Raw genomic sequence first — 15,509 nt, 5'->3', positions numbered from 1 at the left:
CGCTGGAACTTTTCTTGAGCTCGTGCGTAGTGATCCCACCGGGGGAACCGGGCCGCCCCTTTTTTCATGGCCCGATATCGATTGGAGTGGGGATGTCCCGATCACAGCTTGTTGCTGAACATTTGCCGTTGCTGCGCCGCTATGCACGCGCGCTCACGGGGAGCCAGGCATCCGGCGACGCTTATGTCGGTGCCATGCTCGAGGCCCTGCTTCAGGACGCCTCGCTGCTTGACGAGCAGCACGGGCCGAAGGCGGGCTTGTTCAAATTATTCACCCAGATCTGGAACTCGGTCGCGCTCAATGACGATGCCGAGGTGACGACGCTGCCGATGCCGCCGGAGCGGCGACTGTCCAACATCACGCCGCTGCCGCGGCAGGCCTTTTTGCTGTTGTCGCTGGAAGGCTTTTCGGAGCCGGAAGTGGCGTTCATCTTGGGTAATGACGTCGCCGAGACACGGCGTCTCGCCGATGCCGCGGGCCGGGAGATGGCCGCGGAAATCGCGACCGACGTGCTCATCATCGAGGATGAGACCTTCATCGCGATGGACCTGGAGAGTCTGGTGCGCAATCTCGGTCACAACGTCATCGGCGTCGCGCGGACACATGCGGATGCCGTCGCGATCGCCAAGAACCGGAAACCGGGGCTGATCCTTGCCGACATCCAGCTCGCCGACGGCTCCTCTGGCCTGGACGCGGTCAACGAGCTGTTGCGCAACTTCGAGGTGCCGGTGGTGTTCATCACCGCTTATCCGGAGCGCTTCCTGACCGGTGAGCGGCCGGAGCCGGCGTTCCTGATCTCAAAGCCGTTCCAGCCGGCGATGGTCTCGGCCGTCGCCAGCCAGGCGCTTTTCTTCCAGCGCAACTCGCGCAACCGCGTGCCAAGGGCGGCTGCGTCATAGTTGGCGTTGGCTGGAGTGAACAGGGGGCTCGGCGCGCGATGAGCGCACCGGGCCCTTGTGATTCCGGCGGCCGCAACTCATTTTTGCCCTCCGATCGGCCGGTCTTCGAGAACGTCCTTTGTTGGCCAAGGGGCGGTGCGATGCTCCAACCGCTATTCCCGACGGCGCGGTTTAGGCTTTGGCAGGGCTACTCCCGTAATTGCCCGATACCACGCAGCGTCCGACTGAGCGTGCGCTCTTGCCGCGGCCAGATCCGATTGTGCGCGATGGAGCTGACTAAGTCCGAGGTAGCAATCGGTGCGCTCCGGTCCCTGAGGTATCCTGGCGCAGTCGACTTGTGCGTTCGCGACGCTCGAAAAGCCCGCCAACAAGAGTGCGGCGACACATGCGGTCCTATGCATCATGCCACCTCCAAAAGCTCCCGACGGGGAAATAGGACAACACTCCCGGCAGGCAATTGTATCTAGGGACAATTGCACGCGGTAGTGTTGTAGGGTTCTTTTAACGTGCGTATCACCAGCCCGATGCGCCCTCGCAAACAACGGTCCTGTAGCTGCCGCCCAGTTGCAGGGCTGTTGTTGGGGGCAGCTGCCACATGGGGCGGAAACCAACTTTGCGCAAGCAACAAAGGGTGGAACCGATGCGCGGCCGTTCGTGGCTGATCGTCTCCGGATGATATGACCCGATCGAGGCTTGGACACAGGTGTTGGCACAGCGTTGTCCGGAACATCATCGCTAAAATCGCCAGCGGTTATGGCTAGCCCGGCGGCAATGCCGGACGCGTATCTTTCAATGCGGCAGCTTCTCTGTCTTTTCAGCCAGGCGTGTGTTATATATTGATTAGCGCTTAAGTTGCGTCCGGGGTTTCTGCAATGACGGGCGAGGATCGGGGCTTTTGCATCGGCATCGTCGCACTAGGCGTCGCCGTGACCGCACTCGAGGTCTGGCTGATCTTCTCGTTCTGAGGTCGCCAAATTCCAGATTGACGGTCCAGCACTCAAGCCAGTGAACCGGTGTTCCCGGCTGCGCATCGTTGCGCACCGCTCAAGTGCCTTCGAACCCCACCCCGCGAGGCTCGCCCGGCGCGAATCGCACCGCCGCGCTTACAATTATGTGACCGTCATTTCGTGCGAGGGTGCAACCGTTCCGCGCGGTTCGCATTGTTGATACGTAAACGCGAGTTCTGCCTTTGACGCGAGTTCCGCTTTTGCCCTCGTGAAATCGAGGTATCGCCGCAGATGACGGCGCCTCGTCAAAGTGAAGACAACCAAAAAATGTGAGGGAGTGATGAAAATGCGTAAAAAGACATCAGCTATCATTTCCGGTTTTGGGATCATCGCAGTGCTCATAGCACTGACTCCAGACCCTGCCGCCGCAAGAGGGGGCTTTCGAGGCGGCGGCGGATTTAGGGGCGGCGGCCTCTCTGGACGCGGTGCCATGGGTACGGGTGCCGCCGGATTTAGGGGCGGCCGCTTCGCGGGACGCGGTGCCATGGGTATGGTCGGCGTTCGTCGCGCTGCGGTCGTACGCCCCGGCTGGGGTGGTGGAGTACGTCCGGGTTGGCGTGTGGCTGCTGCCGGACGCCCCGGTTGGGGTGGCGGCTGGGGCGGAGGCTGGGGTGGAGGCTGGGGCGGTTGGGGATGGCCCGTTGCCGCTGGTGTCGCGGCGGGTGTTGCTGCGACCAGTCCTTGGGGCTGGGGTGGAGGCTGGGGCAACAACGGGGGCTGGAGCAGCAACTGTAACCAATGGAACGGTTTTCGCTGGGTGAACGTCTGCGCTGGGTCTTACGCTTTCGGTTGGTAAATCAAGGCGTCGCGATCTCTGCGTTGGGGAAGCATTCCGAATACATTTTCACCGGTGGGGTCGCTGAAGGCGGCCCCTTTCGATTTCCGCAACTCGAATTGATCCCCGTCAAGCGAACGGCGCCGCGCCCGCCTTGGCGAGCCGGACATAGGCGCCACCCTCGTGCAGCAAAGGCCTGGAGACCCGCGCCGCCTACACATGCTGGCTCCAGCCGAGGAGTACAGGGAGCCCAATGCCGACGCGCGCGATCTAGAATCAATCCCCTTGGCTCCGGGTTTTTGCCCCCTGATACTCAGTATTTGAAGCCGGTGTGGGTACGCACGTCGCCCGCTATGATAGACGCGCCACCACCGCGGAGATGGCAGGAGGTTCAACATGGCTGCAAACACTGCTGATGGGCCGCTTTTTCTGGTGAAGAAGTTTGGCGGGTTGGTCCTGATCTTTTTCGGCATCCTCTGCATCGCGCTTGGTCTTGAATATCGATCAAGCGGTCTCTCGCCCGAACTCATCGCGGTGGGGGTTATTGCTCTCGCCTGTGGCATGGGGCTGCTGGCGCTGAAGATCGTCAGGCGTAATTCTGGCTAGTTAGGCCGTGTCCTCACAAGTCGAGGTTCGTAAGCGCGGCTTGACCCAATGACCGCTGGTCGGCGAATTGCAGACTCAAACCGGACATCGGCTCAGGTCTTGAAACGGGCCCATCACCGGACGCGCGTTGGTCCACGAATGGGTTTGGGATCGGCCCCCAGACGGACGGCGACGTCGGTCCGTACAAGTGACGAGCAGTTCTTAGGGAAAGCGTTCGACGAGCAAGGAGCCCCGAATGTACGCCAATATTCTCTTGAGCACAGATGGATCGGATGTCGCGAGCAAAGGCTTGAAGCATGGGATTGCCTTAGCAAAGGCCTTGAACGCCAAAGCGACAGTCATCACTGTAACGGAACCGCTGCCGGTCTACTATGGGAGCGGACACGACTCGGGATGGATTCCCACCCAGCAAGAATTTGATCGCTATGACGCGGCCTGCAGGGAACGTGCGGGCGAAGTGCTCGATGAAGCTCGAGCCATGGCGGAGCAGATCGGGAAGTCTGTAGAACTCTTGCATGTTCCGAATGCGCACCCGGCCACTGCGATTATCGAAGCAGCAAAGTTGAGAGACTGCGACTTGATCGTCATGGCCTCTCACGGGCGTCGCGGCCTCAGGAAGCTGTTCCTGGGGAGTCAGACATCTGAGGTCCTGGTGGACGGAAGCGTGCCGGTGTTGGTGGTGCACTAAAGCGCGATGAGATTTGGTTGAATCGTCATCGCGCTTTAGGTCTTTGATTGAGCATGATCGTTTCGGAAAACCGCTACACACTTTTCCGGATCATGCTTTAGCGGACAGAAATGAATGGTGCAGGGCTAGCTTCCGTTCGCTGGGTGAAACTCCGGCTGAAGGCGCCGCAGCGCGCGACCAATCGGCAGCAAAAGTAAGGGCCCGAACGCCGCTCAACGGAGCGGGAAAGGCGATGTGAGTGCTGGAGCGCGAGCGATGACCGCACCGATATCTGATCAGAAGCGGGACCCTGACGAGACAGACGCAGAGCAAAGGCATCGCCTGTGGTGGGGTGTCCGCCGCGCGAGCCCTCTGCAGTGGGTTTCGATTTGCATCGTGATAGCAATGGTCGCCGCCCTCTTCTGGCTTGCGATCCACTTTTTGGAGGGTCCTGGCTTCTGAACGCAATCCCGCCCAGAAAGGGGCCGGCAGTTCGGCCAGCCCTCATAACCCTCGAGCCGACGCCATACCGCGGATAACTCGCGTGGCGCGCCAACGGTTTGCCGGGTCGGCCCGCCGCCGTCGCTTGGCCCGAGGTGGGGTGGTTAGGGCGATTTCGCTGAATTATCTGCAAAAAGCAGGGCGCGGCTGGCATCACCACAGCCGCGCCCTACGTCACCGGTCAATGGGGCAGGGGGGAATAACCGGCTGCCGGGATGACTCCCGGGCACGCGAGTCGTTCCGGAGGGCCAAAAATTTTTTGCACACGGTTAAGTGATCGCACGACCAAGGACCGGGTTCCCGCGACCAACGTTAAGTGACTGTTCATGGGACGGGGACCTCCGCCATGCCAAGTCTGTTTGTCAAACCAAGTCTGATTAAGATCGTTTTCGGTACCGCCGTGGTTTCGCTGACGCTGGGTGCAGTGCAGTTCGCCTCAGGGCACGATCTTTCCCTGCCGCTGCTGTCCGGCAAGCCGGGCGAGGCCGTCATCAACCGCGCCGACAAGGCGGATCGGGCCAGCGTCGCATCGCCTGTGATGCCGACCCGGACGATCGCCTTCCGTCCCGGCGATCTGCCGGGTACCTCCGTGCTGGTTCGCATCCCCCTGATCAAGGTGGCACGCGAGACAACGCGCAGCCGGCCCTTGATCCAGTCGGGCCAGACCCAGAGCAAGCCGATGGTGGCCTGCGAGCCGGTGGTCAGCGTCCTGACCGAGGTCGCGCACAAGCTGCAGCCCGGCCGCTGCGTGACTTGATCTAGCGCGCCGTCGCGGCGAAAGCCGTGCCCTATAAAGTACGGCACGTTGCCGTCCCTCAATGCGAGGAGCGAAGCAATCTAGTGCCCCGGGCTCTGGATTGTTTCGCCTTTCCCGCGCAATGACGGGACAGCACGGACAAGCAAAGCTGACACGAGGCTAAAGCGCCAGGCTCGATCTACTCGGCCGGGGCCTCGTCTTGCGCGGCGCTGCGAGTCGCCAGGAATCCGAGCGCTACGCCGCCGATGGCGATGAGCGGGATCAGACGTTTCAGGCCGACGGCGCGGACGATCTGCAGCCCCGTCGTGAGCACCAGGGGATCGGCAAGCAGATGCGCCGCCTTGGTGCGCCGCTGACGAGCGCGTACCTCCATCTGTCGCTTGCGGACGGTGTAGGTCACCGCAGCGATGATGGCGATCAGCAAGAAGATGCCGGCAAGGGCGAGGCAGGCCGCCACGGCACCGTAGCTCTGAAGCACGAGAACGAAAGCGGCCGCACACAGGAAGCCCGCGGCGATGGCAAGCGCCAGCACGATGGCCGATACCAGCGTGGCCTGCCGCAGAGTAGAGGCGGTCGCATCCTTAAGTTCATCGACGATACGTAAGGGCATGCTTGCGCCTCGATCTGTAGAGCGCCTCGACAAAGGCGAGCGCCTCAAGCCAGCGCCGCCATCCCTTCAGCAGGCCCGCTGTCATGGACATCGTTGCCGCTCCTTATGGCCGCAGATTGCCTCGAGGCAGAAGTTTCTATCGACGCCAGCTCATGCCGATCAGCAGGCCGAGGCCCAGCGCAAGGCCGACGGTGGCGAGCGGCCGCTGCGTGATGATGTCTTCGAGTCGCTCCTCGACACTGGCCGCGGCATCCTGCGCCGCATCCATCATGGCACCGGAGCGCTCGGACAGGTCGTCCATCGCCTGCTTGTAACCGCGCCGTGCCTGCCGTCTCGCGGCGTCTCCCAGCGCGTTGACTGTGTCGGTGATATGGTCCGTCAGGTCGGCAATGTCTCTTTTCACCTTGATTACATCCTTCTCGAGGCGGTCATAGGCTGCATCACCCATCGTGTTCCTCATCAAGATCTCTGCATCGGCGCTCGCCATGGCAGGCTCCCATGCTTTGTTGCGTGTCGAGCCGAAAACGCCGGCGGCTCGGCTAAGTTCCTCGCGTGAAACCCGTCACGCGTCCGGCAGCTGCGGCGAATTGACCGGCCACAGATGCTCTTTCAGGATCACGGCGACGATCAGGAGCGGTGAGGACAAAAACGCGCCCATCGGTCCCCACATCCAGGTCCAGAAAGCGATGCCGAGAAAGACGGCAAGGGCGTTGAGCGCCAGCCGCCGCCCGATGATGGTCGGCGTGATGAAATGTCCCTCCAGAAAGGCGATGCCGCAAAAGGCGATTGGGGCGACCGAGGCCGCACCAAGACTCGGCAGTGCGACGATGCCGACCAGGGCGAGGATGATGAAGGTCGCGATCGGGCCGATGATCGGAATGAAGTTTAAGGTCGCGGCGAGCGCGCCGAGCCCCGCCGGACGCGGCATCTGCGCGATCCAGCAAACGAGGCCGGTGGCGATGCCGAGGCCGGCATTGATGACCGTCACGGTCAGGAGATAGTTGCCGAGATGCACCTCGATCTCGTTGAGGATGCGAAGCGTCCTGAGCCGTGCGTCGCGGTCGCTGAATACCATGATCAGGGTACGCCGCAGGTCACGCCAGCTGGCGACGAACAGGACAAGCGTTGCGAAGAACAGCAGGAATTCGGTGAAGGTCGGCGACAGGAATCCGATCGTCGGCTGAACCCAATCGAAGCTCGGTAACTGGAAACTGCTGGGCGAATTTGCGTTGCCGAGCATGGCTTGCAGGTCCTGCCAGAGCGCCAGCGGGCGGTCGAAGACGTGCAGCTTCTCCTTCAACTGCGTGCCAAGCTGGGGCAGGTGGGTGCTCCATTCCATCAGGGGCGCCGAGATCAGGCCGATGATGAAGGTCACCATGGCGCCGACGGCCATCACGATCAGCACTGCTGCAAGCGATCGCGGGATCTTGTTGCGCTCCAGGACATTCGCGGCCGGCGACAGCATGGTGCCGACGACAAAGCCCATCACGACCGGCAGGAAGAAACCTTTGGCCAGATAGAGCACGGTGCCGATGCCGATGAGGAGCAGCCCGACGAGGGCGAGCGCAACAACCTCGGTCCGGCGGATGACGGGGGGAAGCTCGGCCACCGTGTCGGACACGGGGGTGCTTGAGGGCGTGTTGGACAACAGACGCTCACTGGGAAGGACACGCATTCAGACTAATCCCTGCACTGGACTGACTTCGTCGTCGCCGCGCCTTCCGAACCGCGATGTTCATTAACCCGCGCTTCCTCGGGCGGTTCCATCGCGCGAACGTGAGAGGGGATGAGCTTGACCGTGTCGTGTCTGCAACGCGCCGGTGCGGAACCGCCGACGCCTCAGCTGCGTTTGTTCGAGCACAGCATCACGGCGATGCACTTCCATTCCAAGGGGCGGCACATGATCAAGCTTTTTCCCTTAGCGCTCACTCTGTCGCGCGCCAGCCGCGCATCCGTCCTTGCCGGTGCGGCCTTCCTCGCCTGCAGCCTGTCCTCCGGCGCGGCGAGTGCTCAGGCGCTCGGCTACGCGCCAAGCGATCCGAACGGCTTTCCTCAAGGCTATGTCCAGAGCCCGCCGGCCGGCATCGGCAGTGCGGATGAGGACAGCGTGCTGCCGGAGCGGCTGCGCCGCACGGTGATCAATCTCGACACCTCCGAGGCGCCCGGCACCATCATCATCGATACGGGCAATACCGTGCTCTATTACGTGCTCGGCGGCGGACGCGCTATCCGCTATGGCGTCGGGGTTGGCCGTCAGGGCTTCACCTGGTCGGGCACCCAGACCATCAGCCGCAAGGCGGAATGGCCGGACTGGTATCCGCCGTCGGAGATGGTCGCGCGCCAGCCTTATCTGCCGCGCTTCATGGCCGGCGGCCCCGGCAATCCGCTGGGTGCGCGCGCGATGTATCTCGGCAGCAGCGAATACCGCATTCACGGTACCAACGACCCCACCACCATCGGCAAGTTCGTCTCCTCGGGCTGCATTCGCCTGACCAATGAGGACGTCACGGATCTGTTCAATCGCGTCACCGTCGGCAGCAAGGTCGTGGTGCTGCCCAAGAATATGCCTTCGAAGAGGAGTGCACCGCTGCAGGCACGCCGGCTGAACCCGACGCCGGCCGCGCTGCATCCAGTTGCTGCGCCGCTGCCGTCAGGCCGGCAGGCGGTGATGCTGTCCACCAACACGGTCGACTAAGCCGATGCGAAGCCGCACACAGATTTTTCTTGGCCTGGCACTCGCCGTGAGCGCGGCATGTCTGCCGCTCACGGCGCAGGCTGGGGATTTCTTCTCGGCCTTGTTTGGCGCCTTCGGCGCGCGACCGCCGGCGCCGCTACCCCGAGCGTTCCCACCCCGGGTGTTCTTCGCCCCGCCCTTCGACCGCGACGATGGTCGGGTCGAGGTGCCGCGTCGCCGCGCCAGTCATGGCGGCGGCGGCCAGGCTTGGTGCGTGCGCAGTTGCGACGGCCGCTATTTCCCCATCGCCGGCCCGGACAGCAACAGCCGTGCGGAGAGCTGCAGCAACTTCTGTCCGGCGAGCCCGATCGCGCTGGTCTACGGCAGCGAAATCGACAGCGCCGTCACTGAAGACGGCAAGCCCTATTCCGAGCTGCCCAACGCCTACCGCTATCGCACCGCGCTGGTCGCGGGCTGCACCTGCAACGGCAAGGACCCTGCCGGCCTCGCGTCCATTCCAGTCGACAATGATCCGACCCTTCGTAAGGGCGATCTCGTCGCGGGTCGGAAGGGCCTCGAGGTGGCGACGCGCGATGCGTCGCGCGGCGCGGCGAACTTCACCCCGCTGCCGCAGTCAGCGCGGGCGCGCTATCGCAACCTGCCCGTGGTGGCGGCGGGGAGGTAGTTTCCGTCATTGCGAGGAGCAAAGCGACGAAGCAATCCAGAGCCTTCCGCAAGGCCCTGGATTGCTTCGCTTCGCTCGCAATGACGTGGGATCGGGAGGCTGGTCGTCAATCTTTCCAGCTTCCGCCCGCCTGGATTACGCCGCGCGGATCTTCGCCAGGAATTCCGTCACCTGCTGGCCCAGATGCTGGCTCTGCGTCTCCAGCGTCTCGGAGGCCTGCTTGACGTTTTCCGCGGCCGAGGCCGAGGCGTCGGCGTCGGTTTTGACGCCGAGTATGTTGTCCGAGACGTTCTTGGTGCCTTGCGCCGCGAACTGGGTGGAGCGGGTGATCTCCTGGGTGGCGGCGCCCTGTTCCTGCACGGCGGCGGCAATCGCGGTTGCGACCTCGTTGACCTCGCCGATGATGCTGCCGATCCGCTTGATGGCGTCGATCGCATCGCCCGCCACCTTCTGGATGTCGGCGATCTGCTCCGAGATTTCGTCGGTCGCCTTCGCCGTCTGACTCGCCAGCGACTTGACCTCGGAGGCGACCACGGCAAAGCCGCGGCCGGCCTCGCCCGCACGCGCCGCCTCGATGGTGGCGTTGAGCGCAAGCAGGTTGGTCTGCGCCGCGATGGTGTTGATCAGGCCGACCACCTCGCCGATCCGGGCGGCCGATTTGGCGAGCCCCTGCACGGTGCCGTCGGTCTGGCTCGCCTCGCCCACCGCACGGCTTGCAATGCCGGCCGCATGCGCTGCCTGCTGGCTGATGTCGTTGATGGAGGCGCTGAGCTCCTCGGAGGCCGAGGCGACGCTCTCGACACTCAGCGAAGCCTCGCTGGACGCCTTCTGCGCGACCTCGACGCGCTCGTTGGTCTGGCGCGAGACTGCGGTCAGGCTCGAGGAGGTGCCGCGCATTGCGCCGGAGGCCTCGCCGAGCTCGCGCAGGCTCCCGCGCACCAGGCTCTCGAACTCGCCGACATGGTTCTCCATCGTACGCTGGCGTGCTGCGGCGCCTGCATTGCGCTCGCGCTCCTGCGCCTCGATCTTCAGCTTGTCCTCGGCCTGCTGCTTGAAGGTCTCCAGCGCGCCCGCGAGCGCTCCGATCTCGTCCTGGCGCGCGCCATAGCCGGTCTGGACGGCAAGATCGCCGCCGGCCACTTTCAGCATGTCGTCGCGGATGTGATGCAGTGGCTTGATCACGTGGCGGCTGACCATCAGCATGGCTCCGCAGGAGAAGGCGATCGCCGCGATCAGGAAGAACAGCTGCAGGGTCAGCGAGCGCACCGCCAGCGAATGCTGGTCTGCGATGTAGGTCTTGGCCGCTTCGAGCGCGGCGTCGGCGACGCCGACGGCAGCGTTGAGACGGGCGACAGTGTAGGGGCTCCAGTCATTGGCGACCATCTCCGGCTTCTCGCCTGTCGCCATCGCGTTGATCAGGCGGTCACGCAGCGCGGTATATTGCTGATCGAAGTAACTCGTCTTGGTATTCTCCATCGCGGCGGAGAGCGTGGGCGAGGCCTTCATGCCCTCCATCGACAATTGCAACGCCTTCCACGCGGCTTCCGTGCCGCCTACGAACTTGATGTAGGCAAGGCGCGTCTCCGGCGTGACCTTGCCGCTTGGAAGATTGCTCGAGACGATCAGTGATGCCTCGCCGGCCGTGTTGCGGAGTAGCCAGGCCGTCTGCTTGATCAGCAGCAGCTGGTCGATGACGGCATCCTGGTGGTTGACGTCGCTGGCGAGCACGCCCGAGATCTTGTCGAGCAGCGTGAGCAGCGCGGTCTCCGTGTCCATAAATTCCTTGCCGAGCGCGGCGCGGCGCGAGGCCTTCGGCTTGCTCATCTCCTGCCAGAAGTCGTTTTGCTGCGCGGTCAGCGTCTTGAACAGGCGGTCGAACTCGCCCACCAGCGTGTCCTGCTGGGCAAATCCGATGCCCGGCAGTACTTCCAGCGCATGGGCCATGGGCGGCATCTCGGCGTCGCGGAGAGCGCGGATGTAGCGCTCGACCTCACCGCCGAGCTTGTCGTCATTGATCAGAACGCGGTTGGTCGTGGTGCGGTCGGCGCGCAGGCGATCCATCGCCTTGAACATGCCGGCCGACGCATCGGCGACCAGTGCGATGCGATTGGTGATCTGGACGCGCTCCCAGGAGTCCCAGGCGCTGAACGAAAAGACCAGCACAATGATGAGCGCGGCGGCAAGGATTACGGCCTGCAAAAGGGCCGATATGGTCAAACGGTTCAACATGTTGGGGCACTCCAAATTCCCGCATGCATCTGAACCGGAAACCGTAAAAACTTAGACAGCATGATTGCCGTATTATTACGCGGCCGCCTAAAATCTTACCGTTTTAAGCCAGGTTCCGGTGTGGGAACCCGGAGGGGCGAGCAGCGTTAATCAGGCATTAACCGTTCGCTTTTGGGGGTTGCAGATGATCGTCGGCGTTCTCGTCACCTTCCTTGTCGTCATCCTCGTGCTTTATCTCATCAACATGCTGCCGCTCGACGGCCGCGCCAAGCAGATCGCCCGTGTGATCGTGATCATCATCGGCATCGTGTCGCTGCTGAAATATCTGGCGGTGTTCTAGCCACGTCTCGTCATTCCGGGGCGATGCGTCAGCATCGAGCCCGAATCTCGAGATTCCGGGTTCACGCTTCACGTGCCCCGGAATGACGTAGTGGATTGGCTTGTATTTACCCTGCTGCCTTGGCCTCGCGGCGGCGGGCGGTGAGGATGAATTCGGTGTAGCCGTTCGGCTGCTCGCGGCCCTTGAAGACGAGATCGCAGGCGGCCTTGAAGGCTGTGCCGTCGAAAGACGGCGCCATCGGCTTGTAGAGCGAATCGCCCGCGTTCTGCTTGTCGACCACGATCGCCATGCGCTTCAGCGACTCCATCACCTGCGCCTCGGTGACGACGCCCTGATGCAGCCAGTTCGCCAGATGCTGGCTTGAGATGCGCAAGGTGGCACGGTCTTCCATCAGGCCGACGTCGTGAATGTCGGGCACCTTGGAGCAGCCGACGCCCTGGTCGATCCAGCGCACCACATAACCCAGAATGCCCTGGCAGTTGTTGTCGATCTCCTGCCGCACATCGTCGGGCGCCCAGTTCGACTTCGACACCGGAATGGTGAGGATGTCGGAGAGCTTGGCGCGCTGTCCGCCCTTGGCAAGCTCCTGCTGGCGCGCCAGCACGTTCACTTGGTGGTAGTGCAGGGCATGCAAGGTCGCCGCGGTCGGCGAGGGCACCCAGGCGGTGGTGGCGCCGGCCTGCGGATGGCCGATCTTCTGCGCCAGCATGTCCGCCATCTTGTCGGGGGCGGCCCACATGCCCTTGCCGATCTGGGCGTGGCCCGGCAAACCGTCGATCAGGCCGATATCGACGTTCCAGTCCTCATAGGCCTTGATCCAGGGCTGCGCCTTCATCTCGTTCTTGCGGATCATCGGACCCGCTTCCATCGAGGTGTGGATCTCGTCACCGGTGCGGTCGAGGAAGCCGGTGTTGATGAACATGATGCGCTTCGAGGCTTGCTGGATGCAGGCCTTGAGGTTGACGGTGGTGCGGCGCTCCTCGTCCATGATGCCGACCTTCATGGTGTCGGCGGGCAGGGACAGCATCTTCTCGACGCGTTCGAAGATCTGGCAGGTCAGCGCGACCTCGTCGGGACCGTGCATCTTCGGCTTGACGATGTAGACCGAGCCGGTGCGGCTGTTCTTGACCTTGGAATGGCCCTTGAGGTCGTGGATCGCGAGCAGCCCGGAGACGGCGGCATCCAGCAGGCCTTCCGGAATCTCGTTGCCCTTGTCGTCCAGCACCGCGTCGGTGAACATGTGATGGCCGACATTGCGCATCAAAAGCAGGCTGCGGCCATGCAGCGTGAGTTCGCCGCCTGCGGGCGTCTTGTAGACCCGGTCGGCGTTCAGCGACCGCGTCATGGTCTTGCCGCCCTTGTCGAAATCGGCCGACAGCGTACCGTTCATCAGACCAAGCGTGTTGCGATAGACCAGCACCTTGTCCTCGGCATCGACGGCGGCGACGCTGTCCTCCATGTCGAGAATTGTCGAGACCGCGGCCTCCATCACGATGTCGGCGACGCCGGCCGGATCGTCCTTGCCGATGATATGGCTGCGGTCGATCTTGATCTCGATATGAAGACCGTTGTTGACCAGCAGGATGGCCGACGGCGCGGCCGCGTCGCCCTGATAGCCCGCGAACTGCGGCTGCGATTTCAGCGCGGTGGCGTTGCCGCTCTTCAGCTTCACGGCGAGCTGGCCGGCGATGACGCTGTAGGAGGTGACGTCGGTGTGGCTCGCGGTCGCAAGCGGTGCGGCGGAATCCAGGAAGGCCTTGGCCTTGGCGATCACCTTGTCGCCGCGCGCCTTGTTGTAGCCTTTCCCGCCCTCGCTCGGATCGTGCGGGATCGCGTCGGTGCCGTAGAAGGCATCGTAGAGCGAGCCCCAGCGGGCATTCGCCGCGTTCAGCGCATAGCGGGCATTGGTCAGCGGCACCACGAGCTGCGGCCCGCAGATCTTGCCGATCTCGTCGTCCACATTGGCGGTTTCGACTTTCTGGGTCGCGGGCTCGGCCAGGAGGTAGCCGATTTCCTTCAGGAAGGAGGTATAGGCGTTGATGTCGAACGCCTTGCCCTTGTTGGCGCGATGCCAGTCGTCGATCTTGGCCTGGAGCTCATCGCGGAAGGCGAGCAATTGGCGGTTCTTCGGCCCTAGATCGCGAATGATGCCGGCGAGCCCCTTCCAGAACGCGTCGGGGTCGATCCCGGTCTTCGGCGCCGCCTCCTTGGCGATGAAGTCAAAGAGGTCAGGGGCAATCTTCAATCCATGGGCTTCGATACGCGTCATGATGGGTTTTTCTCGCGGGCAAGCGGCGCTTGGTTTTTGGAAGTGAGAGCAAAAGCGCCGCCAAAGGGGCGGCGTCGAAAGCCTTTTAGCGCCAAAGACGGGGACAGCGAAAGGCCGCGCGGCGCAAGCTGCCGGCGCTTTTTTCAGCTCTGCACGACGTCTTCCCGCGGGCTCTGAAACATTGTGATCCACGGCGCGGTCCCGGCGGTATTGGCGGCACGGAAACTGCTTATCTCGTTTTCGAAAATGCTTTTCATAATTTGAGAAAAAGCATGTCGCGAGCGTGGGTTCCCAGAGGCAAAAATTCCACCGTTGCGTCGCAATATAGAGTAATAATTTTCTCTTTGCGAGGCTTGAAAGCTATCTATAAAGAAAACAATTCTAGCATACCCCGCGATTGGGGAAGCGAGTGTCACATGCGATTTCTGCCGGTGTTTCTCGACCTGCAAGCCGGACCGGTCCTTCTGATCGGTTCCGGGGACCTCGCGCAGGCGAAGCTCCGCGTGCTCGCGGCGGCAGGTGCTGCGGTGCACTGGTATGTGCTGTCAGGCGCACATGATGTGAGCGCTCTGGAACCGGCGCAGGCGGCAAAGGTCGTGCGCGCTTCGGGCGATCCGCTTGCCGCCGATCTCGATGGCGTCATTGCCGTGTTCTGCGCCGGCGCGGGTGAAACCGGCGTCGCGATGGCGGCCCGCGCGAAATCGCTCGGCCTGCCCGTCAACGTCATGGACGATCTTGCCCATTCCACCTTCATCTTTCCGGCCATCGTCGACCGCGGCGATGTCGTGGTCGCCGTCGGCACCGGCGGAGCCTCGCCCGTGGTGGCGCGCCGCGTACGCGAGCGCATCGAGGCGGCACTTCCGGCCCGGATCGGCGAGCTCGCCGGCTTCATCGGCCGCTTCCGCAAATCGATCCACGACCGCATCCCCGAGTTCATGCTTCGTCGCCGTTTCTGGGAAAAGGTGATCGACGGCAAGATCGGCGCGCTGGTGCTGTCCGGCCGCGACGGTGAGGCCGAGGCCGCGCTGAACGACATCGATGATCCCTCCGCCTTCGCCGGCGCGCTGTCCTCGGGCGCGGCGGAAGGCAGCGTGACGTTGGTCGGTGCCGGCCCGGGCGATCCGGACCTCCTGACAGTAAAGGCGCTGCGCGCACTACAGGATGCCGACATCGTCTTCCATGACGACGACGTCTCAACCGAAATTCTCGATCGCATCCGCCGCGACGCCGCGCGCATCGCCGTGAGCCGTCGCGACCAGGATGTCGTCGATCAGCAGATCGTCGATGCCGCCAGGTCCGGCCGCCGCGTGGTGCGGCTGAAGGCCGGCGAGGCCTTCGGGCCAGGCCGCGGCGGCAAGGACATCGGCGCGCTGCGCGAGGCCGGTGTCACCTATTTCATCGTGCCGGGCGTCGCCGCCGAGGCTGGCGAGGTGCGGCCGTTTTCCCGATCCGCAGCCGCGCGGCACGCGCGGCTCGCGAAAACCTCAATC

The 15,509-nt window shown here is 63.3% G+C and carries 12 protein-coding genes and 1 pseudogene; 8 read left to right on the top strand and 5 right to left on the bottom strand.

What is annotated here, in order from left to right:
• Positions 1-92 precede the first annotated feature (92 nt).
• The 4 genes from A3AI_RS0121740 (at position 93) to A3AI_RS0121710 (ending at position 5,212) form a co-directional block, all read left to right on the top strand.
• Positions 93-899, top strand: coding sequence for a response regulator (locus tag A3AI_RS0121740; protein ID WP_024517597.1), 807 nt, complete (start codon positions 93-95; stop codon positions 897-899).
• Positions 900-3,077: 2,178 nt separating this feature from the next.
• Positions 3,078-3,287, top strand: a complete 210-nt coding sequence (locus A3AI_RS0121725) for a hypothetical protein (protein ID WP_024517595.1) — start codon at positions 3,078-3,080, stop codon at positions 3,285-3,287.
• A 235-nt stretch (positions 3,288-3,522) separates the two neighbouring features.
• A complete protein-coding gene (locus tag A3AI_RS0121720; protein ID WP_024517594.1) occupies positions 3,523-3,975 on the top strand; it encodes a universal stress protein in 453 nt (150 codons plus the stop codon).
• 826 nt (positions 3,976-4,801) lie between these two features.
• The gene (locus A3AI_RS0121710; protein WP_024517592.1) at positions 4,802-5,212 is read left to right on the top strand and encodes a hypothetical protein; all 411 of its coding nucleotides are present in this window, start codon (positions 4,802-4,804) and stop codon (positions 5,210-5,212) included.
• A 178-nt stretch (positions 5,213-5,390) separates the two neighbouring features.
• Here A3AI_RS0121710 and A3AI_RS0121705 read toward each other — a convergent pair whose 3' ends face one another.
• The 3 genes from A3AI_RS0121705 to A3AI_RS0121695 all read right to left on the bottom strand — a co-directional run bounded on the left by A3AI_RS0121705 (position 5,391) and on the right by A3AI_RS0121695 (position 7,497).
• Complete coding sequence (locus A3AI_RS0121705) at positions 5,391-5,822, bottom strand: hypothetical protein (protein ID WP_024517591.1); 432 nt, start codon at positions 5,820-5,822, stop codon at positions 5,391-5,393.
• Between the two features lie 136 nt (positions 5,823-5,958).
• The gene (locus A3AI_RS0121700; RefSeq protein ID WP_024517590.1) at positions 5,959-6,309 is read right to left on the bottom strand and encodes a DUF883 family protein; all 351 of its coding nucleotides are present in this window, start codon (positions 6,307-6,309) and stop codon (positions 5,959-5,961) included.
• Between the two features lie 75 nt (positions 6,310-6,384).
• Entirely contained in the window at positions 6,385-7,497 is a 1,113-nt protein-coding gene (locus tag A3AI_RS0121695) for an AI-2E family transporter (protein WP_024517589.1), read from the bottom strand.
• Positions 7,498-7,722: 225 nt separating this feature from the next.
• Here A3AI_RS0121695 and A3AI_RS0121690 point away from each other — a divergent pair, with 225 nt between their 5' ends.
• Together A3AI_RS0121690 and A3AI_RS0121685 are read left to right on the top strand one after the other, a co-directional pair.
• Positions 7,723-8,517: a L,D-transpeptidase gene (locus A3AI_RS0121690; RefSeq protein WP_024517588.1), complete on the top strand. Its 795-nt coding sequence runs from the start codon at positions 7,723-7,725 to the stop codon at positions 8,515-8,517.
• A gap of 4 nt (positions 8,518-8,521) precedes the next feature.
• On the top strand, positions 8,522-9,181 hold the full coding sequence (locus A3AI_RS0121685) for a DUF2865 domain-containing protein (protein ID WP_024517587.1): 660 nt from the start codon (positions 8,522-8,524) through the stop codon (positions 9,179-9,181).
• 135 nt (positions 9,182-9,316) lie between these two features.
• Here A3AI_RS0121685 and A3AI_RS0121680 read toward each other — a convergent pair whose 3' ends face one another.
• Entirely contained in the window at positions 9,317-11,410 is a 2,094-nt protein-coding gene (locus A3AI_RS0121680) for a methyl-accepting chemotaxis protein (RefSeq protein ID WP_024517586.1), read from the bottom strand.
• 184 nt (positions 11,411-11,594) lie between these two features.
• On the opposite strand from A3AI_RS0121680, the gene A3AI_RS47790 reads away from it, so the two are divergent.
• Complete coding sequence (locus tag A3AI_RS47790) at positions 11,595-11,750, top strand: Thivi_2564 family membrane protein (protein ID WP_156927879.1); 156 nt, start codon at positions 11,595-11,597, stop codon at positions 11,748-11,750.
• Between the two features lie 106 nt (positions 11,751-11,856).
• On the opposite strand, the gene A3AI_RS0121670 is transcribed toward A3AI_RS47790, so the two are convergent.
• Positions 11,857-14,019 carry a malate synthase G gene (locus tag A3AI_RS0121670; RefSeq protein ID WP_024517585.1) on the bottom strand — a complete coding sequence of 721 codons (2,163 nt, stop codon included), beginning with the start codon at positions 14,017-14,019 and terminating at the stop codon, positions 11,857-11,859.
• A gap of 416 nt (positions 14,020-14,435) precedes the next feature.
• Here A3AI_RS0121670 and A3AI_RS0121665 point away from each other — a divergent pair.
• A pseudogene (locus tag A3AI_RS0121665) lies at positions 14,436-15,461 on the top strand (SAM-dependent methyltransferase); the annotation flags it as partial.
• Positions 15,462-15,509 lie beyond the last annotated feature (48 nt).

The organism is Bradyrhizobium sp. Tv2a-2, assembly GCF_000472425.1.
In the GTDB taxonomy this organism is placed as follows: domain Bacteria; phylum Pseudomonadota; class Alphaproteobacteria; order Rhizobiales; family Xanthobacteraceae; genus Bradyrhizobium.
Note: the sequence above shows the minus strand (reverse complement) of the source record. Positions and strands in the feature narration are given on the sequence as shown.

What these genes read in the sequence shown, in the direction of transcription:
- A3AI_RS0121740 (WP_024517597.1), top strand. Translation starts at nt 93, where the DNA reads ATGTCCCGATCACAGCTTGTTGCTGAACATTTGCCGTTGCTGCGCCGC.
- A3AI_RS0121725 (WP_024517595.1), top strand. Translation starts at nt 3,078, where the DNA reads ATGGCTGCAAACACTGCTGATGGGCCGCTTTTTCTGGTGAAGAAGTTT.
- A3AI_RS0121720 (WP_024517594.1), top strand. Translation starts at nt 3,523, where the DNA reads ATGTACGCCAATATTCTCTTGAGCACAGATGGATCGGATGTCGCGAGC.
- A3AI_RS0121710 (WP_024517592.1), top strand. Translation starts at nt 4,802, where the DNA reads ATGCCAAGTCTGTTTGTCAAACCAAGTCTGATTAAGATCGTTTTCGGT.
- A3AI_RS0121705 (WP_024517591.1), bottom strand. Translation starts at nt 5,822, where the DNA reads ATGCCCTTACGTATCGTCGATGAACTTAAGGATGCGACCGCCTCTACT.
- A3AI_RS0121700 (WP_024517590.1), bottom strand. Translation starts at nt 6,309, where the DNA reads ATGGCGAGCGCCGATGCAGAGATCTTGATGAGGAACACGATGGGTGAT.
- A3AI_RS0121695 (WP_024517589.1), bottom strand. Translation starts at nt 7,497, where the DNA reads ATGCGTGTCCTTCCCAGTGAGCGTCTGTTGTCCAACACGCCCTCAAGC.
- A3AI_RS0121690 (WP_024517588.1), top strand. Translation starts at nt 7,723, where the DNA reads ATGATCAAGCTTTTTCCCTTAGCGCTCACTCTGTCGCGCGCCAGCCGC.
- A3AI_RS0121685 (WP_024517587.1), top strand. Translation starts at nt 8,522, where the DNA reads ATGCGAAGCCGCACACAGATTTTTCTTGGCCTGGCACTCGCCGTGAGC.
- A3AI_RS0121680 (WP_024517586.1), bottom strand. Translation starts at nt 11,410, where the DNA reads ATGTTGAACCGTTTGACCATATCGGCCCTTTTGCAGGCCGTAATCCTT.
- A3AI_RS47790 (WP_156927879.1), top strand. Translation starts at nt 11,595, where the DNA reads ATGATCGTCGGCGTTCTCGTCACCTTCCTTGTCGTCATCCTCGTGCTT.
- A3AI_RS0121670 (WP_024517585.1), bottom strand. Translation starts at nt 14,019, where the DNA reads ATGACGCGTATCGAAGCCCATGGATTGAAGATTGCCCCTGACCTCTTT.